Annotated in this window: 25 protein-coding genes; 6 read left to right on the forward strand and 19 right to left on the reverse strand. The window is 52.3% G+C overall.

Annotation, left to right across the window (positions count from 1 at the left end; all coding sequences use genetic code 11):
• The first annotated feature begins 17 nt into the window (after positions 1-17).
• Entirely contained in the window at positions 18-1,070 is a 1,053-nt protein-coding gene (aroG, locus tag GPJ68_RS07595) for a 3-deoxy-7-phosphoheptulonate synthase AroG (protein WP_104651682.1), read from the forward strand.
• Positions 1,071-1,224: 154 nt separating this feature from the next.
• Here aroG and gpmA read toward each other — a convergent pair whose 3' ends face one another.
• From gpmA to modE, 7 genes are all read right to left on the reverse strand, one after another.
• Positions 1,225-1,977, reverse strand: a complete 753-nt coding sequence (gene gpmA, locus GPJ68_RS07600; RefSeq protein WP_003022999.1) for a 2,3-diphosphoglycerate-dependent phosphoglycerate mutase — start codon at positions 1,975-1,977, stop codon at positions 1,225-1,227.
• A 232-nt stretch (positions 1,978-2,209) separates the two neighbouring features.
• Positions 2,210-3,250, reverse strand: a complete 1,041-nt coding sequence (galM, locus tag GPJ68_RS07605) for a galactose-1-epimerase (RefSeq protein WP_019076309.1) — start codon at positions 3,248-3,250, stop codon at positions 2,210-2,212.
• Positions 3,244-4,392, reverse strand: coding sequence for a galactokinase (galK, locus tag GPJ68_RS07610; RefSeq protein WP_019076310.1), 1,149 nt, complete (start codon positions 4,390-4,392; stop codon positions 3,244-3,246). The genes galM and galK overlap by 7 nt, the downstream gene beginning before the upstream one ends.
• 3 nt (positions 4,393-4,395) lie before the next feature.
• Positions 4,396-5,442: a galactose-1-phosphate uridylyltransferase gene (galT, locus tag GPJ68_RS07615; protein WP_016156021.1), complete on the reverse strand. Its 1,047-nt coding sequence runs from the start codon at positions 5,440-5,442 to the stop codon at positions 4,396-4,398.
• A 9-nt stretch (positions 5,443-5,451) separates the two neighbouring features.
• Positions 5,452-6,468: a UDP-glucose 4-epimerase GalE gene (galE, locus tag GPJ68_RS07620; protein WP_180837219.1), complete on the reverse strand. Its 1,017-nt coding sequence runs from the start codon at positions 6,466-6,468 to the stop codon at positions 5,452-5,454.
• 217 nt (positions 6,469-6,685) lie between these two features.
• Entirely contained in the window at positions 6,686-8,158 is a 1,473-nt protein-coding gene (gene modF, locus GPJ68_RS07625) for a molybdate ABC transporter ATP-binding protein ModF (protein WP_049042046.1), read from the reverse strand.
• Between the two features lie 67 nt (positions 8,159-8,225).
• Positions 8,226-9,014 (reverse strand): molybdenum-dependent transcriptional regulator, encoded by a 789-nt coding sequence (gene modE / locus GPJ68_RS07630; RefSeq protein ID WP_016152325.1) that lies wholly within the window; start codon positions 9,012-9,014, stop codon positions 8,226-8,228.
• Positions 9,015-9,144: 130 nt separating this feature from the next.
• Between modE and GPJ68_RS07635 the strand changes: the two genes are divergently transcribed.
• The 4 genes from GPJ68_RS07635 (at position 9,145) to modC (ending at position 12,019) form a co-directional block, all read left to right on the forward strand.
• Positions 9,145-9,294 carry an AcrZ family multidrug efflux pump-associated protein gene (locus tag GPJ68_RS07635; RefSeq protein WP_003023026.1) on the forward strand — a complete coding sequence of 50 codons (150 nt, stop codon included), beginning with the start codon at positions 9,145-9,147 and terminating at the stop codon, positions 9,292-9,294.
• A 201-nt stretch (positions 9,295-9,495) separates the two neighbouring features.
• Entirely contained in the window at positions 9,496-10,269 is a 774-nt protein-coding gene (gene modA, locus GPJ68_RS07640) for a molybdate ABC transporter substrate-binding protein (protein ID WP_104651681.1), read from the forward strand.
• Positions 10,269-10,958 carry a molybdate ABC transporter permease subunit gene (gene modB, locus GPJ68_RS07645; RefSeq protein ID WP_016152327.1) on the forward strand — a complete coding sequence of 230 codons (690 nt, stop codon included), beginning with the start codon at positions 10,269-10,271 and terminating at the stop codon, positions 10,956-10,958. Before modA ends, modB begins: the two co-directional genes overlap by 1 nt.
• Positions 10,959-10,960: 2 nt before the next feature.
• The gene (modC, locus tag GPJ68_RS07650) at positions 10,961-12,019 is read left to right on the forward strand and encodes a molybdenum ABC transporter ATP-binding protein ModC (protein ID WP_104651680.1); all 1,059 of its coding nucleotides are present in this window, start codon (positions 10,961-10,963) and stop codon (positions 12,017-12,019) included.
• Here modC and GPJ68_RS07655 read toward each other — a convergent pair whose 3' ends face one another.
• Complete coding sequence (locus GPJ68_RS07655) at positions 12,020-12,838, reverse strand: pyridoxal phosphatase (RefSeq protein ID WP_016152329.1); 819 nt, start codon at positions 12,836-12,838, stop codon at positions 12,020-12,022.
• A gap of 165 nt (positions 12,839-13,003) precedes the next feature.
• On the opposite strand from GPJ68_RS07655, the gene pgl reads away from it, so the two are divergent.
• Entirely contained in the window at positions 13,004-13,999 is a 996-nt protein-coding gene (gene pgl / locus GPJ68_RS07660; protein WP_049042052.1) for a 6-phosphogluconolactonase, read from the forward strand.
• Positions 14,000-14,113: 114 nt separating this feature from the next.
• Here pgl and GPJ68_RS07665 read toward each other — a convergent pair whose 3' ends face one another.
• The 11 genes from GPJ68_RS07665 to GPJ68_RS07715 are packed head-to-tail and all read right to left on the reverse strand — an operon-like array spanning position 14,114 to position 25,678.
• Positions 14,114-15,472 (reverse strand): hypothetical protein, encoded by a 1,359-nt coding sequence (locus GPJ68_RS07665; RefSeq protein ID WP_019076316.1) that lies wholly within the window; start codon positions 15,470-15,472, stop codon positions 14,114-14,116.
• 14 nt (positions 15,473-15,486) lie between these two features.
• A complete protein-coding gene (locus tag GPJ68_RS07670; RefSeq protein WP_230330197.1) occupies positions 15,487-16,263 on the reverse strand; it encodes a M23 family metallopeptidase in 777 nt (258 codons plus the stop codon).
• A gap of 12 nt (positions 16,264-16,275) precedes the next feature.
• Positions 16,276-17,073: an A24 family peptidase gene (locus tag GPJ68_RS07675; protein WP_172860554.1), complete on the reverse strand. Its 798-nt coding sequence runs from the start codon at positions 17,071-17,073 to the stop codon at positions 16,276-16,278.
• A 12-nt stretch (positions 17,074-17,085) separates the two neighbouring features.
• Positions 17,086-18,123 carry a type II secretion system F family protein gene (locus GPJ68_RS07680; RefSeq protein WP_104652276.1) on the reverse strand — a complete coding sequence of 346 codons (1,038 nt, stop codon included), beginning with the start codon at positions 18,121-18,123 and terminating at the stop codon, positions 17,086-17,088.
• Positions 18,107-19,636 (reverse strand): ATPase, T2SS/T4P/T4SS family, encoded by a 1,530-nt coding sequence (locus GPJ68_RS07685; RefSeq protein WP_104652275.1) that lies wholly within the window; start codon positions 19,634-19,636, stop codon positions 18,107-18,109. Before GPJ68_RS07685 ends, GPJ68_RS07680 begins: the two co-directional genes overlap by 17 nt.
• Positions 19,633-20,169, reverse strand: coding sequence for a hypothetical protein (locus tag GPJ68_RS07690; protein WP_053389688.1), 537 nt, complete (start codon positions 20,167-20,169; stop codon positions 19,633-19,635). Before GPJ68_RS07690 ends, GPJ68_RS07685 begins: the two co-directional genes overlap by 4 nt.
• Positions 20,151-21,008 (reverse strand): hypothetical protein, encoded by an 858-nt coding sequence (locus GPJ68_RS07695; protein ID WP_104652274.1) that lies wholly within the window; start codon positions 21,006-21,008, stop codon positions 20,151-20,153. The genes GPJ68_RS07690 and GPJ68_RS07695 overlap by 19 nt, the downstream gene beginning before the upstream one ends.
• 4 nt (positions 21,009-21,012) lie before the next feature.
• Positions 21,013-21,558 (reverse strand): hypothetical protein, encoded by a 546-nt coding sequence (locus GPJ68_RS07700; RefSeq protein WP_104652273.1) that lies wholly within the window; start codon positions 21,556-21,558, stop codon positions 21,013-21,015.
• A 7-nt stretch (positions 21,559-21,565) separates the two neighbouring features.
• Positions 21,566-23,008, reverse strand: coding sequence for a type II and III secretion system protein (locus GPJ68_RS07705; RefSeq protein ID WP_080859031.1), 1,443 nt, complete (start codon positions 23,006-23,008; stop codon positions 21,566-21,568).
• Between the two features lie 20 nt (positions 23,009-23,028).
• The gene (locus GPJ68_RS07710) at positions 23,029-23,484 is read right to left on the reverse strand and encodes a TcpQ domain-containing protein (protein WP_016156036.1); all 456 of its coding nucleotides are present in this window, start codon (positions 23,482-23,484) and stop codon (positions 23,029-23,031) included.
• 16 nt (positions 23,485-23,500) lie between these two features.
• Positions 23,501-25,678, reverse strand: a complete 2,178-nt coding sequence (locus GPJ68_RS07715) for a type II secretion system protein (RefSeq protein ID WP_104652272.1) — start codon at positions 25,676-25,678, stop codon at positions 23,501-23,503.
• Positions 25,679-25,751: the final 73 nt, after the last annotated feature.

Consider the following 25,751-nt stretch of genomic DNA (forward strand, 5'->3'; position numbering starts at 1 on the left):
GCAACGCTGGAATAATCATGAATTATCAGAACGACGATTTACGCATTAAAGAGATCAACGAGTTATTACCACCAGTCGCACTGCTGGAAAAATTCCCCGCTACTGAAAATGCCGCCAATACGGTGGCTCATGCCCGTAAGGCGATTCATAAAATTCTGAAAGGGAGCGACGATCGCCTTCTGGTGGTGATTGGGCCGTGCTCTATTCATGATCCGGCAGGTGCCAAAGAGTATGCCACTCGTCTGCTGGCGCTGCGCGAAGCGTTAAAAGGTGAGCTTGAAATCGTCATGCGCGTCTATTTTGAAAAACCGCGTACCACCGTTGGCTGGAAAGGGCTTATCAACGACCCGCACATGGACAACAGCTTCCAGATCAATGATGGGCTGCGCATTGCGCGTAAACTGCTGCTGGATATCAACGACAGCGGATTGCCGACTGCGGGTGAATTCCTCGATATGATCACCCCACAATATCTCGCCGATCTGATGAGCTGGGGCGCGATTGGGGCACGTACAACAGAATCTCAGGTGCACCGCGAGCTGGCATCGGGTCTGTCCTGCCCGGTTGGTTTTAAAAACGGTACCGATGGCACCATCAAAGTGGCGATTGATGCAATCAACGCTGCTGGGGCACCGCACTGCTTCCTGTCTGTCACCAAATGGGGTCATTCAGCGATCGTGAATACCAGTGGTAATGGCGATTGCCATATCATTCTGCGCGGTGGCAAAGAGCCGAACTACAGTGCTCAGCACGTTGCGGACGTGAAAGAAGGCCTGGTCAAAGCAGGACTCTCTGCGCAAGTGATGATCGACTTCAGCCATGCCAACTCCAGCAAGCAGTTCAAAAAGCAGATGGATGTTGCTAAGGATGTTTGCGGACAAGTCGCCGGTGGCGAAAAAGCAATTATTGGCGTGATGATCGAAAGCCATTTGGTGGAAGGTAATCAGAATCCGGATAGCGGTGAGCCGCTGACCTACGGTAAGAGCATCACCGACGCCTGCATTGGTTGGGAAGATACCGATGCGGTGTTGCGTCAACTGGCGGATGCGGTAAAAGCGCGTCGCGGTTAACCAAGTCCCGTAGGCCTGAGAAGCGTAGCGCCATCAGGCATTCCGGTGCAGACTATCGGATGGGGCGATGCCTTATTTGGCCTACATTTTCTGGTAGGGCCGAAATAAAAAAGCGTGGAGAAATCCACGCTTTGTCTTCAACTTACCGCGAAAATTACTTCGCTTTACCCTGGTTCGCTACGGCCGCCGCTTTTGCTGCGATCTCGTCAGCGTTACCCAGATAGTAGTGTTTGATCGGCTTGAAGTTTTCGTCGAACTCATACACCAGCGGTACGCCGGTCGGGATGTTCAGTTCAAGGATCTCATCTTCGCCCATGTTATCCAGGTATTTAACCAGCGCACGCAGAGAGTTACCGTGAGCGGCGATAATTACGCGCTCACCGCTTTTCATGCGCGGCAGAATGGTTTCATTCCAGTAAGGGATAACGCGATCGATGGTCAGCGCCAGGCTTTCGGTAACCGGTAACTCTTTGTCGGTCAGCTTCGCATAACGCGGATCGTGACCCGGGTAACGCTCGTCGTCTTTGGTCAGTTCCGGCGGGGTAACCGCAAAGCCGCGACGCCACTGCTTAACCTGCTCATCACCGTATTTTTCCGCGGTTTCTGCTTTGTTCAAACCCTGCAGCGCACCGTAATGGCGTTCGTTCAGTTTCCAGGATTTCTCAACCGGCAGCCAGGCCTGATCCAGTTCGTCCAGTACGTTCCACAGGGTGTGGATGGCACGTTTCAGCACGGAGGTATAAGCAAAATCAAAGCTGTAGCCTTCCTCTTTCAGCAGTTTTCCTGCCGCTTTTGCTTCGCCCACGCCTTTCTCGGACAGATCAACATCATACCAACCGGTAAAACGGTTTTCGTTGTTCCACTGACTTTCACCGTGACGTACCAGAACCAGCTTAGTTACAGCCATACATTCACTCCTATAAATCATATCGAATGATAATAATTCTCATTATATTGCCGTAATGTGTAAGCGGCAATGCTTACGCATAACCATAGCGAAAATAGCGCTACAGTGTAAGGTTCTTGTGAACTCAAGGTTGCGATTTTGTCTTTGAGTGGTGGGGATTTGAGCGGTTCTACTGTGATTAACAAGCACCAGGCCCGAAAAGATACGTCATCGGGCCTGGGAGGGGAAACGATCAAGCTGGAATAAACTGATATTCCGTCACGCTGGCATACTCTTCACCCGGACGCAGGAAGCAATCCGCCTGTGGCCACTCAGGGTGGTTCGGGCTGTCCGGCAGAAATTCACTTTCCAGTGCCAGGCCTTGCCAGTCTTCGTAGGCCTCTGGCCCGCGGGAAGGCGTACCACCGAGGAAATTACCGGAGTAAAACTGCAATGCCGGGGCCGAGGTGTAGACCACCATCTGCAGTTTTTCATCCTGCGACCACAACTGAGCGACCGGCGTACGCGCATTGCCCTGTGCCTGAAGCAGGAAGGCGTGATCGTAACCTTTCACCTTACGCTGATCGTCATCGGCCAGAAATTCACTACTGATGATTTTAGGGGTGCGGAAATCGAACGTGCTACCGGCGACGGATTTCAGTCCATCATGCGGGATACCCATTTCGTCAACCGGTAAGTACTCGTCCGCCAGAATTTGCAGCTTATGCTGGCGCACATCCGTTTTATCGCCGTCGAGGTTAAAATAGACGTGATTTGTCAGATTCACCGGGCAGGGTTTATCGACCGTGGCACGATAAGTTATCGAAATACGATTATCATCAGTCAGGCGATACTGCGCGGTGGCGCAAAGATGGCCTGGGAAGCCCTGATCGCCATCGTCAGACGTTAAGGCGAACAGCACCTGACGGTCATTCTGATTGACTATCTGCCAGCGACGTTTGTCGAAACCGTCTGGTCCGCCGTGCAGTTGGTTATTGCCCTGACTCGGCAGTAATTCAACGGTTTCGCCAGCAAAGGTATAGCGGCTGTTGGCGATACGGTTCGCGTAGCGGCCAATCGAAGCCCCCAGAAATGCAGCCTGTTCCGGGTATTGTTCCGGACTGGCGCAGCCGAGTAATGCTTCGCGCACGCTACCATCGCTAAGCGGAATACGCGCAGAGAGCAGGGTCGCGCCCCAGTCCATGAGCGTGACTACCATCCCTGCGTCATTGCGCAGGGTGAGCAGGCGAAACGGTTGACCGTCCGGAGCCTGCACGGGGATTTCGTTTAACATTGTCCGGCTCCTTGTGAAGGTTTGCAGACGTAGAATGTTTCTTTAATACCGGTTTTTGCCTCGTACTGTGCGGCGACAGCCTGCTGTACGGCAGGAACCAAATCTTGCGGGATCAGCGCCACGATGCAGCCGCCAAAACCGCCGCCGGTCATACGCACGCCGCCTTGATCACCGATGGTCGCTTTGACAATCTCTACCAGCGTATCAATTTGCGGCACCGTGATTTCAAAGTCATCGCGCATTGAGGCGTGAGATTCCGCCATCAGCTGGCCCATGCGCAGCAGGTCGCCTTTTTCCAGTGCCTGTGCGGCTTCAACGGTACGCGCATTTTCCGTGATGACGTGGCGCACGCGTTTGGCAACAATCGGATCCAGCTCGTGGGCGACAGCGTTAAACGCTTCGAGGCTGACATCACGCAGCGCTGGCTGCTGGAAGAAACGCGCGCCAGTTTCACACTGTTCGCGACGGGTGTTGTATTCGCTACCGACCAGCGTGCGTTTAAAGTTGCTGTTGATGATCACCACCGCTACACCCTCGGGCATAGAAACGGCTTTGGTGCCCAGCGTACGGCAGTCGATCAGCAGCGCATGATCTTTCTTGCCAAGTGCGGAGATCAGCTGATCCATGATGCCGCAGTTACAACCGACAAACTGGTTTTCAGCTTCCTGGCCATTCAGGGCAATCTGCGCGCCGTCGAGCGGCAGATGATAGAGTTGCTGGAATACCGTACCAACAGCGACTTCCAGTGAGGCAGAAGAGCTTAAGCCCGCACCCTGCGGGACGTTACCGCTGATCACCAGATCCGCGCCGCCAAAGGCGTTATTGCGCTTTTGCAGATGCTTTACCACGCCACGCACGTAGTTTGACCACTGCTGGCTGTCGTGGGCGATAATCGGCGCATCGAGAGAGAACTCATCAACCTGATTGTCGTAATCAGCGGCGATGACGCGTACTTTTCGATCGTCGCGTGCCGCGCAGCTGATGACGGTTTGATAGTCGATGGCGCAGGGCAGAACGAAGCCGTCGTTATAATCGGTATGTTCGCCGATCAGGTTTACACGACCCGGTGCCTGAATAGTATGGGTGGCAGGGTAGCCAAACGTTTCTGTAAACAGAGATTGTGTTTTTTCTTTCAGACTCATTATTTACACTCCGGATTCGCGAAAATGGATGTCGCTGACCGCACGCAGTCGCTCAGCCGCTTGTTCTGCAGTCAGATCTCGCTGGGTTTCTGCCAGCATTTCATAACCGACCATAAATTTACGCACGGTCGCGGAACGCAGCAGCGGCGGGTAAAAGTGCGCGTGCAACTGCCAGTGTTCGTTTTCTTCACCGTTAAACGGCGCGCCGTGCCAGCCCATGGAGTAGGGGAATGAGCACTGGAACAGGTTGTCGTAACGACTGGTCAGTTTTTTCAACGCCAGCGCCAGGTCAGCACGCTGCTCGTTGGTCAAATCGGTAATACGCAGCACATGCGCTTTCGGCAGCAGCAGCGTTTCGAACGGCCACGCGGCCCAGTAAGGGACAACCGCCAGCCAGTGCTCAGTTTCAACGACCGTACGGCTGCCGTCTGCCAGTTCACGCTGGACGTAATCAACGAGCATCGGCGCGCCCTGTTCGGCGAAGTATGCTTTCTGTAGGCGATTTTCACGTTCAGCTTCGTTGGGCAAAAAGCTGTTGGCCCAAATTTGACCGTGCGGGTGCGGGTTCGAGCACCCCATCGCCGCGCCTTTATTCTCAAATACCTGCACCCAGGGATAGGTTTTCCCTAAGTCTTCGGTCTGCTCCTGCCACGTTTTTACGATTTCTGTCAGCGCAGGGACGCTGAGTTCTGGCAGCGTTTTGCTGTGATCGGGCGAGAAGCAAATTACGCGGCTGGTACCGCGCGCGCTCTGGCAACGCATCAACGGATCGTGACTGTCTGGCGCGTCCGGGGTATCGGACATCAGCGCCGCAAAATCATTGGTAAAAACATAGGTTCCGGTGTAATCCGGATTTACATCACCGGTAACGCGCGTATTGCCAGCACACAGGAAACAGTCCGGGTCATGTGCAGGCAGTACCTGCTTAGACGGGGTTTCCTGTGCGCCTTGCCACGGGCGTTTGGCGCGATGCGGTGATACGAGGATCCACTGCCCGGTGAGCGGGTTAAAACGGCGATGTGGATGATCGACAGGATTGAATTGCGTCATGATTGGTCCTTAATCCGAATATCCTTGCGGGTGGCGTGACTGCCAGTGCCAGGTGTCTTGTGCCATTTCATCCAGTGTGCGGGTCACGCGCCAGTTGAGCTCGCGATCGGCTTTGCTGGCATCTGCCCAGTAAGCCGGAAGATCGCCGTCACGGCGCGGGGCGAAATGGTAATTAATGGGTTTACCGCAGGCTTTGCTGAAGGCGTTGACCACGTCCAGTACGCTGCTGCCGATGCCTGCTCCGAGGTTGTAAATATGCACACCCTGTTTGCCCGCTAGTTTTTCCATCGCGACGACGTGGCCGTCGGCGAGATCCATCACGTGGATGTAGTCGCGAACGCCGGTGCCATCTTCAGTTGGGTAGTCGTTGCCAAATATGGCAAGCGACTCGCGGCGGCCCACGGCAACTTGTGCGATGTAAGGCATCAGGTTGTTGGGAATACCTTGCGGATCTTCCCCCATATCGCCCGACGGATGAGCACCAACCGGGTTAAAGTAGCGCAGTAAGGCGATACTCCAGTCGGGGTGTGCTTTTTGCAGGTCGGTCAGGATTTGTTCTACCATCAGCTTGCTTTTGCCGTACGGACTTTGCGGCGTGCCGGTGGGGAAGCTTTCAACGTAAGGAATTTGTGGCTGATCGCCATAGACGGTCGCGGAGGAACTAAAAATGAAGTTTTTCACGTTGGCAGCGCGCATTGCATTCACCAGACGCAGGGTGCCATTGACGTTGTTGTCATAGTACTCCAACGGCTTGGCAACCGATTCACCAACGGCTTTTAAACCCGCAAAATGAATGACCGTGTCAATGGCATGATCGTGCAGAATCTCGGTTATCAGCGCTTCGTTACGGATATCCCCTTCCACGAAGGTCGGCTGCTTGCCACCTAAACGCTCAATGACGGGCAAAACGCTGCGTTTGCTGTTGCAGAGATTGTCCTGGATCACCACCTCGTGACCGTTTTTCAACAACTGCACGCATGTGTGGCTTCCAATGTAACCGCTACCACCTGTAACCAATACTCTCATAATTCGCTCCGTTAAGCCTATGGTATGCAATAACCATAGCATAACAAAGATGCGAAAAGTGTGACATGGAATAAATTAGTGGAATCGTTTACACTCCATAAGTTTCACGCATTTTTAATGGTTATTTTATTTTAAATCATTATGTTAGGTTGCTATTTCAGCGTTTGTCTGAAAAAAAGCAGAAAAAAAGGGCGTGATAAACGCCCTGCAATGAAAACTAACGCAGAGACGTTAGTCGATAGGCGTAGATGTCGTTCTCGGGCACAAACTCCAGTCGATGGGTTATGCAGGCTGGGGCATCTTCGGCGTGGTGAGAGACGAACAGCAGTTGAGTTTCACCTTCACCGATTAGCACATCCACAAAACGGCGAATCAGTTGGCGATTGAGCGGATCTAACCCTTGCAAAGGCTCGTCAAGGATCAACAACGTCGGGTGTTTAACCAGCGCGCGAACAATCAGTGCCAGCCGCTGCTGTCCCCAGGAAAGACTATGAAATGGCGCATCCGCGGTACGTTTATCGAAGCCAAGAATATCCAGCCACTGTTGCACCAGCTTGTGCTGCCTGTCGGAAACGGCCTGATAGATGCCGATTGAATCAAAATAACCAGAGAGAATAACGTTGCGAACTGTGGTACTCACCCGGTAATCCAGATGCAGACTGCTGCTGACGTAGCCGATGTGTTTTTTGATATCCCAGATAGTTTCACCGCTGCCACGGCGACGGCCAAACAGGGTCAGGTCGTTGCTGTAGCCCTGGGGGTGATCGCCGGTGATTAAACTGAGCAGAGTTGATTTTCCCGCACCGTTGGGGCCGACGATTTGCCAGTGTTCCCCCGGATTTACCTGCCAGCTCAAATGGTGAAGGATAGGGCGATCGTTATACGAGACCGTGCCATCGTTAAGCACAATTCGCGGCTCGTTATCTGACAACGTACGGCGCACCGAAGGCTCGTCCGGTTCAGGTAACTGAATTCCTTCCAGCCGCTCGCTATGGGCAAGCTGAGCGATTAATGCCTGTTGCAGAAGGTCGGTTTTTGCGCCGGTTTCTGTCAGCGTGCAATCGGCAAGTACGCCAGCAAACTGCACGAATTCGGGAATTTCATCAAAGCGGTTAAGTACCAGCACCAGCGTAAAGCCGGCCTGATGCAACTCCGCGAGCAGTTCTGCTAACTGACGGCGTGACGCCACGTCCAGCCCGTCAAAGGGCTCATCAAGGATCAGTAAATCCGGCGCGGACATTAACGCCTGACAGAGCAGGGTTTTGCGTGTTTCACCGGTGGAAAGGTATTTGAAACGCCTGTTGAGCAGGGAAGAAATGCCAAACTGCTGCGCCAACGCAGCGCAGCGGGCGGGATCGTTGACCTCATCCTGGATGATTTCGGCGGTGGTGCGCCCGGTGTCGTCTTCACCGGGACTAAGAAGATCGGTGTTGTTTCGCTGCCACTCGTCGCTGACTAGCTTTTGTAGCTGCTCAAAGGAGAGTCGGGTAATACGCGTGAACTGACAGTGACGCTCGCCTTTCAGAAGCGGCAGCTCACCCGCCAGTGCGCGGGCCAGCGCGGATTTCCCGCTCCCGTTAGCGCCAACAAACGCCCAGCTATCACCCGCGTTTAACGTCAACGCATCTAACTGGAGCGTTTTTGTGTCGCTAAGACGAAACGTGCCTTGCGAAATTTGCAACGATGACATTTTGTATCCCATTATTTGCAGCGATTAATAACAGGGATACGTGTTCTTCAGGCTGATGTCAATCTACTCAGCACAGCGTGGCGATAATCACTCTGTCTGCATTAAACCAGGCGGTGACGTTAGCGCCTTCTTGCAGTGTTGCGGCGTCTTGGGCCGGAACGGTGGCGCACAGCGTCTGGCCGTCTGGTAACGTCATCAGCACTTCACACTGTTCCGCACCGCGTTCAATATGGCTAATCGTGCCCTGCAACTGGTTATCGGCGGCCTGAGCGATGGCGTCGTCCTGAGTGATTCCCACCCACGGCGCTTTCAGCAGAATCAGTACTTCTTTACCTTCCTCAAGACCCAGACGCTCGCCGCTTTGCGCAGTGATCGCCACTTTCAGGCGCGTTTCGCCATCGGCCAGCAGGACGTCGACATGCTGCTGGACCTGATCGTGGTCGCGGGCGGTGATTGTGCCAAACCATTGGTTACGGGCGCTGGTTTGCAGTGAAAATCGAGAGATAGCCGCCAGCAGGCTATTGAGCGGTAGCGCATCGTCATCGCTCAAAACATCAAAGGCTTTTTGTTGGATCTGCGCCAGCAAATCATACAACTGGATTAAGCGTTGGCCGTAGCGCGTTAACACTGCGCCGCCGCCGCCTTTGCCGCCTGTGGCGCGCTCAACCAGCGTCTGCTCGCTGAGTTGGTTCATTTCGTTAATCGCATCCCAGGCGCTTTTGTAGCTAATACCTGCATCCTTCGCGCCCTGACTGATAGAGCCGGAAAGCGCAATATGCTTAAGCAGAGAAATGCGACGGGGATCGGCAAACAGTTTTTGCTGAAGTTTCAGCGTAAGAAGGATTTCGGCCTGCATCACAAGCTCCTGGCAAAAAAGGGTATTGTGACGGAAAACCGTGCCTGAGCAAAGCCGACCGCACAAAAGGGGAGTGCTTTTCTGCGTTATGTGGTTAGAATACAGCTAAGGACTACATCTGGAGTTGACCATGTTAGAGTTATTGAAAAGTCTGGTATTCGCCGTAATCATGGTACCTGTGGTAATGGCCATCATTCTGGGTCTGATTTACGGACTGGGTGAAGTGTTCAACATTTTCTCCGGTATCGGTCAAAAAGACCAGTCCAGACAGAATCATTGATTCCCCAAACGCCCGCTCAGTCGGGCGTTTATATTTTTTATGCCTTCCAACCCGTTTTCTCTGTCTACCGTTTCTCAAGATCCTGCTTTCCCTGCCGATATTTTCTTCGTGTAACCTCAAATTGGTATCAATAACCACTGGGAAAATCCTTGTTTACTCGTTATATTTGCGACTACATAACGAAACGCAAAGGAGTTACAGATGGCACGTACATGGTTACGCTTGTTTGCCGGGGCAACACTTTCTCTTACTGTTGCCGGGCATGCGCTGGCGGATGAAGGAAAAATTACTGTTTTCGCAGCGGCTTCACTGACTAACGCGATGCAGGATATTGCGACGCAATACAAAAAAGAGAAGAACGTTGACGTTGTCTCTTCTTTTGCGTCTTCTTCCACGCTGGCGCGCCAGATTGAAGCAGGCGCTCCGGCCGATCTGTTTATCTCTGCCGATCAGAAATGGATGGATTACGCAGTAGACAAAAAATCGATTGATACCGCCACGCGTGAAACGCTGTTGGGTAACAGCCTGGTGGTTGTCGCACCGAAAGACAGTGCGCAGAAAGACTTCACCATCGACAGCAAAACCAACTGGACCCGTTTGTTAAATGGTGGGCGTCTGGCTGTTGGCGATCCGGAACATGTTCCGGCGGGCATTTATGCTAAAGAAGCGCTGCAAAAACTGGGGGCATGGGATACCCTGGCCCCGAAACTGGCACCTGCCGAAGATGTGCGCGGTGCGCTGGCGCTGGTAGAGCGTAACGAAGCGCCGCTGGGGATCGTCTATGGTTCCGATGCTGTCGCCAGTAAGGGCGTAAAAGTTGTTGCGACTTTCCCGGAAGATTCACACAAAAAAGTGGAATACCCTATCGCAATTGTTGATGGGCACAAAAACGCAACGGTCAGAGCGTTCTATGATTACCTGAAAGGACCGCAGGCTGCTGAAATCTTTAAACGTTATGGATTTACGACCAAGTAATGATACTGACCGATCCTGAATGGCAGGCCGTCATACTGAGCCTGAAAGTTTCCTCCCTGGCTGTGTTGTTTAGTCTGCCGTTTGGGATCTTCTTTGCCTGGCTGCTTGTGCGATGCAAGTTCCCGGGCAAAGCGCTGCTCGACAGCGTTCTGCATTTGCCGCTGGTACTGCCGCCGGTCGTGGTGGGCTATCTGCTGTTGGTCGCCATGGGACGCCGCGGATTCATTGGCGAATGGCTGTACGACTGGTTTGGCATTACCTTTGCCTTTAGCTGGCGCGGTGCGGTACTGGCTGCGGCGGTGATGTCTTTCCCGCTTATGGTACGGGCTATTCGTCTGGCGCTGGAAGGTGTCGATGTCAAGCTGGAGCAGGCGGCCCGCACGCTGGGCGCTGGACGCTGGCGCGTATTTGTCACGATTACTTTACCGCTGATGCTACCTGGCATTATTGTCGGTACGGTGCTGGCGTTCGCGCGTTCCCTCGGGGAATTTGGCGCAACGATTACCTTTGTCTCCAACATTCCTGGCGAAACCCGCACTATCCCATCGGCGATGTATACCCTGATCCAGACCCCCGGCGGCGAAAGCGCGGCGGCAAGGTTATGTATCATTTCTATTGTGTTAGCGCTGATTTCACTGCTGATTTCTGAATGGCTGGCGCGTATTAGCCGTGAACGGACGGGGCGGTAATCATGCTGGAACTTAATTTCTCCCAAACGCTGGGGACGCATTGCCTGACGCTCAACGAAACGCTGCCAGCCAGTGGGATCACCGCTATTTTTGGCGTTTCCGGTGCGGGTAAAACCTCGCTGATTAACGCCATCAGCGGCCTGACGCAGCCGCAGTCCGGGCGCATCGTGCTTAACGGACGGGTTTTGAACGACGTCGAGAACGGTATCTGTTTAACGCCCGAAAAACGCCGGGTGGGCTATGTTTTCCAGGATGCGCGCCTGTTTCCGCATTATAAAGTGCGCGGCAACCTGCGTTACGGTATGGCGAAAAGTATGGCCGGACAGTTTGATAAGCTGGTGGCCCTGTTGGGCATTGAATCGCTGCTTGACCGTCTGCCCGGCGGGCTTTCTGGCGGTGAAAAACAGCGCGTAGCCATCGGTCGGGCGCTGCTTACCGCGCCGGAACTGTTGTTGCTTGATGAGCCGTTAGCCTCGCTGGATATCCCGCGTAAGCGCGAACTGTTGCCTTACCTGCAACGCCTGGCGCGTGAAATTAATATTCCGATGCTGTACGTCAGCCACTCGCTCGATGAAATCTTGCACCTGGCAGACAAAGTGATGGTGCTGGAAAACGGGCAGGTCAAAGCGTTCGGTTCGCTGGAAGATGTCTGGGGCAGCAGCGTGATGCACCCGTGGCTACCAAAGGAACAGCAAAGCAGCATTCTGAAAGTCAGCGTGCTGGAACATCATCCACATTACGCAATGACTGCACTGGCGCTTGGCGATCAGCATCTATGGGTCAATAAGCTGAATCAACCGCTGCAAACTGCGCTGCGTATTCGTATTCAGGCATCTGATGTTTCGCTGGTGCTTCAACCGCCGCAGCAGACCAGTATTCGTAACGTGCTGCGGGCGAAAGTCGCGCAGTGCTATGACGATAATGGTCAGGTGGAGGTTCAGCTTGAAGTGGGCGGTAAAACGCTGTGGGCGAGGATCAGCCCGTGGGCCAGGGATGAACTGGGTATCAAACCTGGCCTGTGGCTGTACGCGCAAATTAAGAGCGTATCGATTACCGCGTGATTACAGCAGGTGGGAGTAGATAAATTTCGCGATGCTGTCGGTGGTGTTGTCACCAATTACGATGTTGGCGCGCGCTTTGACCGCGTCGTCCGCATTACCCATCGCCACGCCGGTACCTGCGGCTTCCAGCATGCTGATATCGTTAAAGTTATCACCAAAGGCAATGACGTTTTCCATTGACCCGCCCTGTGCTTCAATCCACTGGGTAAGGCGTCGTCCTTTGCTGTTGCCTTTACGGGCAATGTCGACCTGATCGTGCCAGGACCATTCACACTCCAGCCCCAACTGTTGTTCAACATGCTTACCAAACTGCTGCAGTTTCGGAATATCTTCGTCGGTGAGGGCAAATTTCCAGACGGCGTTAACGTCATGTGCGGCCTGCGCCAGCGAAGGGACCTGGGTGAAGGTCGGGCGCTGTTCCGGCGGCAGGGTTTGCGCCCAGTTAGCTGTACGCACCACATGCCCGGTTGGGCGCTCATACAGCATGGCCTCATCCACATACATCAGCCCGTGGATCTGATGTTCATCCAGCATTTCGATCAGCTGTAATGCCTGGTTTACCGGAAGGGGATCGGATTCCAGTACCGTTTTTGCCTGATAATCATACAAGTAGGTGCCGTTGCAGCAAATTGCAGGTGTATCCAGCGCCAGTGCCTGATAAAAAGGATGAATAGCAACGTGATGGCGACCTGTGACAATGATAAGTTGGTATCCTGCTTCTCTGGCGCGCGCGAGCGCTTCAAGAGAGGATGGCAGTAAGGTTTTTTTCGGAGTCAACAGGGTACCGTCTAAATCCAGGGCAATCACGCGTGCGGTCATAGTTATTTCCAGATTAAGGTTGAGAATTTTATCTGCTGGAATGGTACACCGAGACGGGAGCCGGACAAAATTCTGCGCCTTAATTAAGCATTCACCGTTAAAAGCGTCTACCTTAGGCGTGTGTCAGGCAATTGCAGCCACCTGCCAAAAAGCAAAGGAGTATTCATGAAGCAAACCGTTTATACCGCCAGCCCTGAAAGTCAGCAAATCCACGTCTGGAGCCTGAATCATGATGGTTCTTTGACGCTGACGCAGGTGGTTGATGTGCCGGGTCAGGTACAGCCGATGGTCGTCAGCCCGGATAAGCGCTACCTCTATGTTGGCGTGCGCCCGGAGTTTCGCGTGTTGGCTTACCGCATTGCGCCTGATGACGGTGCGCTGACCTTCGCGGCGGAGTCTGCGCTGCCGGGTAGCCCGACGCATATTTCTACCGATCATCAGGGACGTTTCGTGTTTGTCGGCTCTTATAACGCCGGGAGCGTGAGCGTCACGCGTCTGGAAGATGGCCTGCCGGTGGAACAGGTTGACGTGGTTGAAGGTCTGGACGGCTGCCACTCGGCCAACATCTCACCGGATAACCGTATCCTGTGGGTTCCGGCGTTGAAACAGGATCGTATCTGTCTGTTTGAGGTAAGCGATGATGGACATCTGGTGGCGCAGGAACCGGCGGAAGTGACCACCGTTGAAGGTGCTGGCCCGCGTCATATGACGTTCCATCCGAATAAGCAATTTGCCTACTGTGTGAATGAGCTGAACAGCTCCGTTGACGTCTGGGCGCTGAAAGATCCGTACGGCAAGATTGAGTGTGTGCAGACGCTGGATATGATGCCGGCTGATTTCACTGATACCCGTTGGGCAGCGGATATTCACATTACACCGGATGGTCGTCATCTGTACGCCTGTGACCGCACCGCAAGCCTGATTACGATCTTTAGCGTGTCTGAAGATGGCAGCGTGCTGACCAAAGAGGGTTTCCAGCCTACTGAAACTCAGCCGCGCGGTTTTAATATCGATCACAGCGGTAAGTACCTGATTGCCGCCGGGCAAAAATCGCACCATATCGCGGTGTATGAGATTGCTGGCGAGCAGGGGCTGCTGGCAGAGAAGGGGCGTTATGCAGTGGGGCAGGGACCGATGTGGGTCGTGGTGAACGCCTACTAACGCCATCAGTCAGAGCAGGAAAAGCCTGTTTAAAGATAAAAGCGAGGTTTACATCCGTGTGAACCTCGCGGGTAACAAATTAACTCATACGGCGCAGACGCCGCCGGTCAGCTATTAATAGCGCGTCTTGTAGGCACATATCTTCTTCAGATAACTTTCACTGGTTTCCCCAGCAGGGACGACTACATATTCAGGGAGTTCCTTAGGGCCTGATGAACATTTCCAGTCATATTTGCGAAGTTTAACCCCTACTCCACCGATACCCGAACCCATGTAATTATCCCTTGCCATGGGGGCGCGGGTGCCACCATCATGTATCTCCATATGGGCGACAGATTTAATGTCCACCTCCAGATAGTCAATATTTCTGAAATCCAAAATGCGACCGTATCCGTCGCTGTCGTTACGTTCCGGTTCATTCAAGTGGAGGTCGGACGCCACTGGGTTCATGTTTCTGAAAGAGGTAAAACCTTTCTCATAAAACGATTTCAGAATAGGGGGCGGATTCGAATCACCCGAGTCATTCGTTGAGGAGTCATTCGTTGAGAGAAATTCCATCTCATAGTTTTCTGGACTCACGCTGGTATATTTTATCGCTATAATGGGGAAAGTATAAAGAGAACCCGGATTACCCCGTTGAGCTTCAAACCCCATTACCTCAATAACCATATACTCCAGATTATTACTGGGGATATAGATATAGCCGCTGGGTTTACCTCCCGCAGCACCAGGACGTTGATAACCACCACAGTACAAGGAACCCGCATCTTCGCAGAGTTCTGGATCTTGCGTATTGAACATAGCAGAAAGCTGGACATCATTATCAGGCTCAGGCATGTCTGCTTTGTCCTCTATGTTATTTCCGCAATCTTTATATCCCAAATAAAACCCCCGAAAAAATCGCGTTCTCCTACTATAATCAGTTCTATAATACTTTGGGTCGTAGCAATATATGTCATCGTTAGCTTTGGGTGAACCAAGCCAAGTGGATCCAGTAGCCGCACCGGTGTTAGAATAAACCCAGACTAACCCTTCCAGATGCTCCGATGATCCTAGTTGAAACAGTTTTCTATTACGGGCTGTGCTCTCATCATCGCCTTCAGCATTAGCCAAAGTAACGCTACACGGCGCACCGAACGAAAATGGACAATTTGGCAGATTCGGTCCAATAAAAGAAAATCGCGGACGCCCCCGCTCCTGATCGACGCCCTTGGTTTTCCAGTAAACATTCACGCCTGTGGTCTGATAGCGACCAAGCGATGGCATACCCAGACTGTTAAAATCACTCGAAACCTTAACGAGAAAATAATGTGATCCCGGCAGTTTCAGCGGTGGCTGCGGAGGCAGAAAGCCAAAATGCCCTTTGCTGTTCTCTGGCTCCTGAGTGTCGTCACTTGCCAACACTCCTGGGTTAAAAAGCAGCGCTGCCGCCAGCAACCCCGCCGATAAAGCGATCCTTTTCTTTTTTTCCATTGTGTAGCTCCTTGTTATACAGCGGAAATAATCTGATATTTACCACTGCGCAACAGCACGACCTGATAGTCGCCAAACACCATACTGCCTGGTGCCACGGTGCGCGTTTTGTTGTTAAACCGGACGGTAATCCGGGTTCCGCCCGGTCCCTGAGAAACCAGCACGACCCGAGGCTGAGCGTCGGATTTTTCTTCCGTGGACGCCCGCCCGGCGCGCGCCAGCATCGGGGTGTTGTTCAGCAAGGGCTGCGGGTCGAGCGCCACGCCCCGCCAGGCAATTTCCAGATGCAGGTGCGGGCCGGTGCTAAAACCGCTGCTGCCGGATGCGGCGATCTCTTCGCCCGCCGTCAGCTTTTCGCCCTTACGCACCCGCGCAGAGGCGAGATGAAAATAGCGACTCAGCCAGCCGTCTGCATGACGGAGAGTGATAAAGTATCCGGTGCCGCGACCGTAGCCGCTCTCCACCACTTCGCCGTCGGCAATTGCATGCACGCTGCTGCCGAATGGCACAGGAATATCCATCCCTTTATGCTGCATCATGCGCCCCAGCACAGGGTGCAGGCGTTGTCCAAATCCTGAGCTGATCTGGCGCTTCGCCACGGGCCAGATAAAGCGTACCGGCGCGTTATCATCAACCACCGCCGCAGCGCTGGACGGCATCCTCAGGTTCTCTTCTGACCACACTTGCGCCGCCTGTAATGACGGAACGAAAGCCTGCTGCCAGGCCTGCTCGCAGCTGGTCGTCGCCAGCGGCGACATTGTCAGCCATATGCTCCATATCAGACACGACACGATCGACCCCCGTCAGAGCAGCAGTAAAAACGCGACCAGCGCGATAGCCGGACCGAACGGAATATAAAAGCGATGTTTGTCATCCTCTTGCGTATAAAAGCACCGCACGCAGGCGTAAAACAGCAGCCCGGCCAGCGCCGAAAAACAGAGTAATTCCGGCAGGCGCTGCCAGCCAAGCCATGCCCCGCAGGCGGCGTAGAGCTTGACGTCGCCGTAGCCCAGACCGTCGCGTTTGCACAACGTCTCCCACAGCTTCATCACGCCCCACAGCAGCAGCCAGGCGACGGCGACGCCATAAACCGCGTCCTTCACCCGCACCATGGAGTAGCCCGATGCGGCAAGCAGTAGCCCGCCCCAGAGCACGGTGAAGACCAGCGCGTCCGGCAGAATCAGATGTTTAAAATCGATAACCGCCGCGCTGTAGAGCACCATAAACAACAGTGCATACGCCAGCGCGAGCTGAGGAGACCATTGCGGCAGGTAAAACCAGGCCAGCGCCCCCCATACCAGCCCCATCGCCAGTTCAGAAACCGGATAAATAACCGGGATCGCAATGCCGCACTGGCGGCATTTGCCCTTCAGTAACAGCCAACTGAGAACCGGAATATTATCCCAGGGCTTAATATCCGATTTACAGGCAGGGCAGTGCGACGGCGGCCACCACAAATTAACAGCCGCCCCTTCTGAATCATCCTCATCTATTACGCCAAGCATCAGCGGCAGACGATAAATAATCACGTTGGCTAAGCTGCCAAACAGCAATCCAAGTGGGATAAAAATAGCCACCATCCATGGCATTAACAGATCCATGCTTTAATTTTCCTAAAAAGAACCGCTGGCACCCATCGCCGCCAGCTTGTCGCTGAGCGAAAACAACGCGGCAAAAACCCAAATAACGCAACCGCCTAATATCAGCGTGGAGAGCGCTTTTAATAACCCGGAAAGTTTAGTGATATATTCCCGAATGTGTTCACGTGATTTATTTGATACCGCCAGCAGCACCTCATTAAACGAAGGTAGCGCGGCGTAAAGGCTGATATTGAGCAGCGTTTCCGTGTTCAGTAAACCCGAATTGAGCGCCTCCCCATAGCTGACGCCTGCCGCCATTTTCTTCTGCATCCCGGCCAGGTGCCAGCGCAGCCAGCGGCTGGAGTTCAGGTTAATAATGCTGAGTGCATCATTGAGCGGAATGCCGTTTTTTAACATCAGCGCCAGGTTGTTGAGAAAAATAGAGGCGGTCAACTGCTTATACGTTGAGAACGGCATAATTCGGTCAAGAAACTGATTACGAATATTCCCGGTCATTTTACCCATCGCCGTTTTTATCACGGTAACCAGCGCAATAAAACCAATGAGGATATATATCCACAGCCCATTACACAGCGCCATCCCCAAAATATAGAGCGCGCTGGTGACGCCAGGCCATTTTTCAACCGGTACAACGCCTTCAAAAGCCGGGAACACTTTATAAGCATAACCCGCAATTACCACCAGCGACAGGACCAGCATAATGAGCGGGAAGGTGATGGCGCCGACGATTTTCTTGCGCAGTTCATCGTTATAATTAATCACGTTTACCAGGGTGATAAAACCGTCGGCCAGGCTGCCGCTGCGCTCCGCCGCGTTAATCACGCTCAGTTCTGATTCAGGGACCAGCCCCTCGAAAACCATTGCAATGGAGGTGGTTTTCGCCATTTTCGCGGTCAGCTCTTCCAGACGTTTAGCAAATCCTTTGCCGAGCAGTTTTTCCCCTTCCGCGCGTAATTTTTGCAACGCGTCATACAACGGAAGTTCAGCGTTAATCATGTCCGCGCAAAACTGATAAAGATAAATACGCTGTTTCTTACCGAATTTTTTCAACTATTACCTCCAGCTCTTCCTGAACGATTTGCCCAAACTCCATTTGAAACCAGGTCGCGCACACGCGTCCCTGAAGTACCGCCGCCATCGTTTTTTCTTTAATTTCGAATCCTTCGCTCAGGCCGGTCTGTTTTAATCGCTTCGCGCGCCAGACGGTATAAACTTTAAGCCACCTCTGTTCAGCAATGGCCTCCAGCTCGTCATACACCGGCAGCAAATACTCCATCACCAACTGGCGTCCGCCAATACCGGTATGTTTGCAGGCCGGACAGCCTTCAGCGTTTTTTTCATAAAGCTGGAATTCGCGTCCCTTAATGGCGGTGGTCCGTAACGACGTTTTACACTGCGGGCACAGTACCGGTATTAGCTTCTGGCACTGTAAGCCCGCAATAAAGCCCGGCGTTGAAAGCTTATCGCTGGTAATACCGAGCGCGGATAAGCGTTGTAATAACGAAACGATGTTGCCTGCGTGCACGGTGGTAAAGCAGTAGTGACCACTTTCCACCGCCCCGGCCAGCGCGTTAGAAGAGATATTGTCGCGAATTTCCCCTACCATCAGTACGTCCGGGTCGCGACGCAGCGAGGATTTGATCGCCGAATGGAATCCTCCGGATTCGCCGCTTAATACCGAACTTTGCGTCGCGCCATAGATCTGATATTCGACCGGATCTTCTACGGTCAGAAAACAGCCGCGATTGTCATAGCGGTTGATCTGCATCCACTCCATCAGATTTTTCAAGGTAGTGGATTTTCCCGAACCGGTTGTTCCGGCAATAATATAAGCCCCGTAGGGGTTGCTCAGGATCCTTTTGAGGTCGCTAATTTCCTCATCGGAAACGCCAAGCTTATCCAGACTCGCGACGCTGGCTCTGTCCAGACCCGATGGAATTATTCGCAATACCGCGTGGTAGCAATCGCTGGTCTCGCCAAATATCGGATAGTGCGCATAGCGGAAGCGGTAGCTTTTCCCCGCCAGCGAATAGAGGATATTGGCGTTTTGCGCAATATTGCGGTTCCAGGTGGTGTCGCGGGTGCTTGCCTCAACGTTGTAGAGCACGAACACCAGCTCATCGCAGCGTGACGCCTTCATCTGTATAAACGGACAAAGCACGCCGTTAATGCGCAGCTCAATATTCGCCACCATATCATTACGCGTGATATGCAGGTCGCTGGCCTTCAACGCCACGGCCTTTTTCAGCATCTCTTCCAGCGCAAGCTGTGTGTTACTGCTTTCCTGTTCAAGCAGCTTACTTCCCGCCGACAGCAGTTGTTCAACGATCAGGTAATAATTTTTCTCAGTAACCTGCGCTATTCCCTTAACCTGAATATTATGGGAAACCTGCAGGCGGTGGCACACCGCCTGCATTGGTGCCAGATTATCAATCAAAGGCGTGGATACCAGTAACCAGGCTTCATCCGCATGTTCAGCAACCAGAATATCGCCGTCATACTCCTGGAATTGCCACTCCTGAGAATGAATGTTCTCCTCGTTAAACTGGATATAATCGATCACTTACCCACAACCTCGACCGTCACGTCATTTGCCTGGTTATGACGCGCAATATAGTCATAACCGCCGTAGCTAAAACGCTGATTCAGCGGCACCATCTTCACGCCGCCGTCGGCGCCGGCAATCGCCACGCGTTTTTGACCCGCGATTTCGGAAATCAGCAGCGGCCGCAGCCCAGGCGCAGATTCTGACGTTGCTCCTGGGGAAGCGCTAATATCATCCATTGTGCTGGCGGTGCTCACCGGCATAACCGCTGCGCTATCCGCCTTTTTCTCACCGCGCAGCTTACGCAGCTCGCTGCGGACTTTTTCCAGCGCAAGCTGATTCGCCAGCTCGCGGTACTGGCTCTCGAAGTTGAAATCTTTTTCTATCATCTCAACAACGTGATCCTGCATCGGCGATACGTCGCTTAACGGCGGCGTGCCTTCCGCTTGCACAACCTGCTGCGCGGGGATGATTTCTGCCGTATCTGCGGCGTAAAGAGCAGGTGAAAGCGTCAACACTATTCCCGCAATGATTAATTTCCCTTTTTGCATGCCAGTCCTCCGGTAACGAGCGTTGAGTTTTCATTGAATACGATTGATTTGATAATAAACGCGTCGGCAAAGGGTTGTTTATTCAACACCAACGACACGCCTGAGAAATCCATTTTAGTCGGTGAGGTGATCGTCCAACCGGCGAACAGCATGCCGAATGACGTTACCGCACTTTTCAGCGCGCTTTCATTTTGCCCAACGGCAGAGGAGGGCATTCCCGTTAATACCAGTTCGGTATTTCGTCCGCCTAATGAGTTCCAGGTGCTGATATAACTTAATACATCGGTACAGACCGGCAGATTGACCGTATTTTTACTCTGCCACGCGCTGAGCCATGGGTGTTTATTCATCCCGGACTCAACGCCCGTATAGTCCAGCGTGTTTTTTGAAAAACTGGGCGACCAGGTTTTGCCCCAGAGATTAATATCGGCCACGCTAAATATCCGCCCTGGATTCAGCGCATAGCTGAGTGAACAGCCCGTACTGGTACATTCAATACTTTTTGGCGCAAAGCCTACCTGCGACAGTTTTTTATTCGCCAGCAAGAGCTGCTCCAGCAGCAGGCTGGCATCAGAAATGCTGCCGCCCGTGAGCGAGTTGCGATAAAAATCTTCGATAGCTTTGATTTTTTGCTGGCGGGCAGCCTGTTCAGCCTGGACTCTGGCCAATCGTTCCTGCTCCGGTTTCCAGATAAAATAGTAATAGCCCGCCCCGCCGCCGCCAGCTAATAAAATCAGTAGCGTAACGACCCAGACGATAATATTACCTCCTCGCCCGGTAGAACCGCCCCCTATAATATTACGACGTTTCCAGAAATAGAGATTTTCAGAGACCGCCACGTTCTCATCCTTTTATAAATAATTTCAGCAGTGTCATAAACACCAGTAAAAATACGATGCCGCCTGCTAACAGAGCGCCGATCATCATCTGTCGCCGTTTTTTCTGCCGCCGCTGATGTTCAGTACAGCCTTCAATCACCGCCTCAAAGTGCTGTTCCGTTAACTGAATTAACGGTAGCTCCGCATACTGTGACGATTCTTTCAGCTGCTCTTTCAGCTTCATCCAGAAGCGTCTGGAGACCTGACGATCGCTGCCCGAAACGGGAGCACCGCGCGAGATAATCAGGAAATAGTAGCTTTCCGCCTGCTCATAGTAATAAATACCGTCACCGTACAGGGCTTTCATCCACAGGGCGAAAGGCTCATATAAGGTGGAGTGTTTAGTACAGAAACCCGTAACCATTTCCCCTTCATCCGACAAGATCGTTAACTGGCGATGGGTTCGCCGTATATGTGCCAGCCAGTCAAGATAATAAGGTTCGTGAGAGGTGGGCTCGTAGCTCCAGACCAGATCAATTAATACCCGATTTTCTGATAAGTGCTTAAGCATGATGCCCTCATCGGGTCTGCGTTGGGGCACGGTAATTATCAATACCGACTACCATAACCACCGTTTCGACATGATCGTTGTTGGTGACCGAGCCTGCCAGCACCGACCATCCCTGACCGTCAGAATCCTCTTTCGCTTCGTATTTGCTGACCAGCAGCAGGCTACCCGGCGTAATTGTGGAAATGTTAAACATTTCCGTCGTGCTTACCGACGGCAACTGAACTTCATCAAAGGTATCGATTGAGTTGAGGTAGCGCTTGGTAAAGCCGCTGGCCACTTCAATTCGCCCGTCGGTTAAGATACGCGGGGTAAGAATAAAGCTGGTGCCGGTGACCAGTTCCGTGGTTTCCACCTCCGTACTGACGTCTCCTGTATTGGAATCTTGTTCCCTGGTACGGCTGGAGACATAATATTGCGACGTGGTCATGTTGAGCGGAATAGGGATGTTATTACGGGTAATAAACGAACCGCTCTGGATCACCTTACTGCCGGTGAGTTCGTACAGGGCATCCAGTTGAGAGCTGATATTCATATGCTGATTGGTCCAGCCTGCGGTTAAGCCGCCGGAGAGCTTCATCAGCATTTCTGAGCTGTCGATACCAAAAGAGGAGGTCCCGTCGTTGAAGGTCATATTGACCCCACCGCCCAGCTCTTTCGTTTTGCGCTTATCAAGGGTAAATATTTTGTAAGTCACGACAAACTGTCGGGTATTATCCGCCTGGAATTTCTTCAGCGACTCATTCAGCGCGTGATATTCCGAAGGACGCGCGGTGATCGTCAGAATCGAGGCGTCTTTGAAAATACTGTAAACGCCGCTGGAGACAAATTTTTCCGCCATATCCTCAACGTCGTCCCAGAAGCTGGATTCAAACTTGGTTTCGGCTTTGCCTTTCAGACCGCCGCCGGAAGTGGCTTCATTACCGGACAGATCGAGACTGGTCTCAAACTTGTTGTCTTCGCCGTAAAAATCGAGCTTCAGCACATAGTTCTGGAAATAAGAGACGACCAGCACGCCGTTGTTATCCAGCAGTGGATTCACGTCATACAGCGCGGAAATATAGCGGGTAAATTCCTCAAACGTTCCGTTGAACTTAACGCTGCGGAACTCCGGTTCCCCCGCATCCGATTTTCCACCGGGAACGGAAGTATTAATACGGTAGCTAATACCGGTTTGCGCGGTTACCGCCTCAAGGATTGTCGCCAGATCGGTAGGCTCGTAAGACTGAATACTCACCTGCTTACGCAGCAGCGCCTGTTTACGGGAGTTATATTCAACCTTTTTGCCCAGATAGGGCTCGTTATATTTCATATAACCGGTCGTTTTCATCTCATCCGGAGTGGTCGGGTTGCCGGTTTCCTGCTGGACAATACTTTTATCGTACTTGGTATCAATAGACGTACAACCCTGAAGAGCCAGCGTCAACGCCAGAAGCGAAACTTTAATTTTCATAGCATTATTCCCTTGCGTAATTACTGCTCATCAATGATCAGTACGTTATTCGCCTGGTAGTCTTTAATCACCAGCCCGTAGTTTTCTGACGTAAATACTTGTCCAAGTTTAACCAGCACATCCTGTATTGATTTACCCTGCAAATGAATTGCCTTGTAAATAACAAAATCAGTTGAGCTGTTCCAGAGCAGCTTATAGCCATTTTGCTGCGCCCATTTTGAAAGCTGCTGGCTTAATAACTCCTCTTCCAGTAAATCAATTTTTATTTCCACCACTGGCGCACTGACAGGCGCGACGCTTTTCACCGTATCATCTCCGGAAAAGGGATTTCGCGGCGTGGTTGTACTTTCTTTCACTGGCGTGGTGGTTAACATCCCTGCGTCAATTTTTTGCCCGGCTGGCGCGCTGGCGGCAAAACTTCCCTGGCTGCCTAATAATGCGGACACGGCAGCCCCAATTATCCATGTTTTTTTCATCTTACTCTTCCAATGATTAATAGGTGTTTCTTTCATGGTCCGGAATCTTAAGTTCATCACCGTTTTCTTTATAAAATTTAAGATCGTTATCTTCCGCAACAAGAGAATGGAGCACATACTTATTCGGCTCCGCCTCAGTCCAGGCGTAACCTTCGGATGAAATCATTCCCCCCTGCGGGATTGTGCTGCACCACTGGTTAATTACCACCGAGAGAGACTGTGGGTTTATTTTATTCACATCTTTTTTGCCACCTGGGGTAATTGTTGCCGACGCGGCGCTGATTAACCAGAAGGGCTCGTCCAGATTATTACCTGTGCCTTTAAACCATTTCTCCGCGATCCAGTCCTCAAAGATTCCGTTTACGTCCACTTTATCCGGGACGTTGGCAGAGACAATATCTTTGTTCACCACGATGTTGGCCTGGATCGCCACAGCGGCTACCGCGCCCAAAGGTTTCGGATCGTTCTTACTCTTGTAGCTATTCGTCCGGGTTGCCCCCTGCTGGGTATAGTCGAAATAGCCACCGGTTTTGTTTGCCCCATCATCCTCATCTGCCGCGACAGATGATATGGCGACCGACAGGCGGGGATAGAGGCTACGCAGCTTGGTTTTACGGTCTTTATCGATACTGGTGACTTTAGGACACGTTTGCAACGGTAAACGAATCACGCCCGGCTCACTTAAGAGCTTGTTGTAATTTGTACTATCATTTGCGGCTGTATAAACAGGATCAGCTCCTGTCGGACCTTTACCCTGCGGGTAATCGTTTTTGAATGACTGATAAAAGGTGGTGGTGGGCGTCACCAGCTCATACTGACCATGGAAAGCATCTGCAAATTGGTTAGGTAAGCTACTGGTATCATCATCATCCTGGGTACCGTTTTTAAGCCTGTCAGCATCAGTTCCATTGTAAGCCACATACCATTTTTCCGGATGCTTGCGCGAGGTATTTTCCATCACGATATTGGCGTACAGCGTGCCGGTGGTGCCTTTGAGCGAGCTCGGCGAAGCAGGATCTACTTCGCTACCGTCTGTTTTATCCGCGCTGGTACGCAGATGCAGAATGCGATCGTCCGGATTATACGGCGTGCCGTCTGGATTAAGCCTGCCATCCGGATTGACGCCGTTGCTGTTCATTGCCGCCAGGCACAGCGTGCTCTTGTTTTGCTCTCTGCTCCAGCACATCGCCGGTTCGTTTTTATCTTTGCCCGTTGCATCGCTGCTGGTAATCAGCAGGCGGTCTTCATCAATCGCCGTAATACACGGTCCGGCCTCGCCTTTGGCATCGTTCCAGCACAGTTTGGCAGCCGGAACAGAACCATCGGCCGCAATATCTTCACTGTTTTTGTCTAAGCTTAAGCGAATGCCGTAACGTTTATTCGCATCGAGCTTGTCCAGATTATTGGGAACGTCCCCCATCTGCAGCGGTTGGTCTGCGGCCGTTGTTACCAGGTTAAAATTACCGCTATTGTTGACTTCAAACACCACCGCCTGCAGATAACCGAGATCGACGCTTTTCAGCGCTTTTTCCAGCGGCTTAATAAATCCGGCAAAATGGAGGCCTTCGTTCTCGACCTCGTTCTGGTAGACGAGATAGAAGTCGACACGTTCAATGCCCAACCCGCTGGTGCGATTGTTGTTGACGAAGTCCACGCGTTCCAGCACTAGCTCCAGCGATTCTGCTCCAGGGCGTAGTTCACACGGCAGCATGGATTCCGTCAGCTTGAAGGGCAGTTTCCCTTTCTCAATATTGCCATTTCTACATTCGCTACCCAGAAACAGATAGCGAGAACCCCGGGTGGGCGATACATCGGTTTGTGTTGACACAGCAGCAGACCAACCGGAATAAAAATTATTATCATCCCTGTCGGGTGAATCCTGTAATGTCCTGTTAGTGACGCGGTTATCATAATTCGCGATATTGACGTGAGTATTTTTTCCGTATAGTGGGTTGGCTTGTTGTGCGCTATTTGTGGTAGCCAGCTTGTCTTGTGCCACAAAGCGCATCACGCCGGAAATATCACGGGCGATCATATCAGCGACAATCAGTTGGTGACTTTGCTGGGCTTCTTTTCGTTTATAATTGGCATAAGTCATCAGGCACATGCCGATAATGGCAAGCACAACAATCATTTCAAGAAGGGTGACGCCTGCCTGACGGCCGTGAGCATTCGTGCTGTGCTTACTTATCATTTATAAAGTCCATTTAGAAGGACTGCCCTCTAATAAAGAGGGCAGAATAAGTACAACAAATTAAAAAAATATT

Source organism: Citrobacter sp. 172116965 (assembly GCF_013458095.1).
In the GTDB taxonomy this organism is placed as follows: Bacteria; Pseudomonadota; Gammaproteobacteria; order Enterobacterales; family Enterobacteriaceae; genus Citrobacter; species Citrobacter braakii.

Bases quoted from the DNA above. Each gene is read 5' to 3' on its own strand.
- aroG (WP_104651682.1), top strand. From the start codon at position 18: ATGAATTATCAGAACGACGATTTACGCATTAAAGAGATCAACGAGTTA.
- gpmA (WP_003022999.1), bottom strand. From the start codon at position 1,977: ATGGCTGTAACTAAGCTGGTTCTGGTACGTCACGGTGAAAGTCAGTGG.
- galM (WP_019076309.1), bottom strand. From the start codon at position 3,250: ATGTTAAACGAAATCCCCGTGCAGGCTCCGGACGGTCAACCGTTTCGC.
- galK (WP_019076310.1), bottom strand. From the start codon at position 4,392: ATGAGTCTGAAAGAAAAAACACAATCTCTGTTTACAGAAACGTTTGGC.
- galT (WP_016156021.1), bottom strand. From the start codon at position 5,442: ATGACGCAATTCAATCCTGTCGATCATCCACATCGCCGTTTTAACCCG.
- galE (WP_180837219.1), bottom strand. From the start codon at position 6,468: ATGAGAGTATTGGTTACAGGTGGTAGCGGTTACATTGGAAGCCACACA.
- modF (WP_049042046.1), bottom strand. From the start codon at position 8,158: ATGTCATCGTTGCAAATTTCGCAAGGCACGTTTCGTCTTAGCGACACA.
- modE (WP_016152325.1), bottom strand. From the start codon at position 9,014: ATGCAGGCCGAAATCCTTCTTACGCTGAAACTTCAGCAAAAACTGTTT.
- GPJ68_RS07635 (WP_003023026.1), top strand. From the start codon at position 9,145: ATGTTAGAGTTATTGAAAAGTCTGGTATTCGCCGTAATCATGGTACCT.
- modA (WP_104651681.1), top strand. From the start codon at position 9,496: ATGGCACGTACATGGTTACGCTTGTTTGCCGGGGCAACACTTTCTCTT.
- modB (WP_016152327.1), top strand. From the start codon at position 10,269: ATGATACTGACCGATCCTGAATGGCAGGCCGTCATACTGAGCCTGAAA.
- modC (WP_104651680.1), top strand. From the start codon at position 10,961: ATGCTGGAACTTAATTTCTCCCAAACGCTGGGGACGCATTGCCTGACG.
- GPJ68_RS07655 (WP_016152329.1), bottom strand. From the start codon at position 12,838: ATGACCGCACGCGTGATTGCCCTGGATTTAGACGGTACCCTGTTGACT.
- pgl (WP_049042052.1), top strand. From the start codon at position 13,004: ATGAAGCAAACCGTTTATACCGCCAGCCCTGAAAGTCAGCAAATCCAC.
- GPJ68_RS07665 (WP_019076316.1), bottom strand. From the start codon at position 15,472: ATGGAAAAAAAGAAAAGGATCGCTTTATCGGCGGGGTTGCTGGCGGCA.
- GPJ68_RS07675 (WP_172860554.1), bottom strand. From the start codon at position 17,073: ATGGATCTGTTAATGCCATGGATGGTGGCTATTTTTATCCCACTTGGA.
- GPJ68_RS07690 (WP_053389688.1), bottom strand. From the start codon at position 20,169: ATGCAAAAAGGGAAATTAATCATTGCGGGAATAGTGTTGACGCTTTCA.
- GPJ68_RS07700 (WP_104652273.1), bottom strand. From the start codon at position 21,558: ATGCTTAAGCACTTATCAGAAAATCGGGTATTAATTGATCTGGTCTGG.
- GPJ68_RS07705 (WP_080859031.1), bottom strand. From the start codon at position 23,008: ATGAAAATTAAAGTTTCGCTTCTGGCGTTGACGCTGGCTCTTCAGGGT.
- GPJ68_RS07710 (WP_016156036.1), bottom strand. From the start codon at position 23,484: ATGAAAAAAACATGGATAATTGGGGCTGCCGTGTCCGCATTATTAGGC.
- GPJ68_RS07715 (WP_104652272.1), bottom strand. From the start codon at position 25,678: ATGATAAGTAAGCACAGCACGAATGCTCACGGCCGTCAGGCAGGCGTC.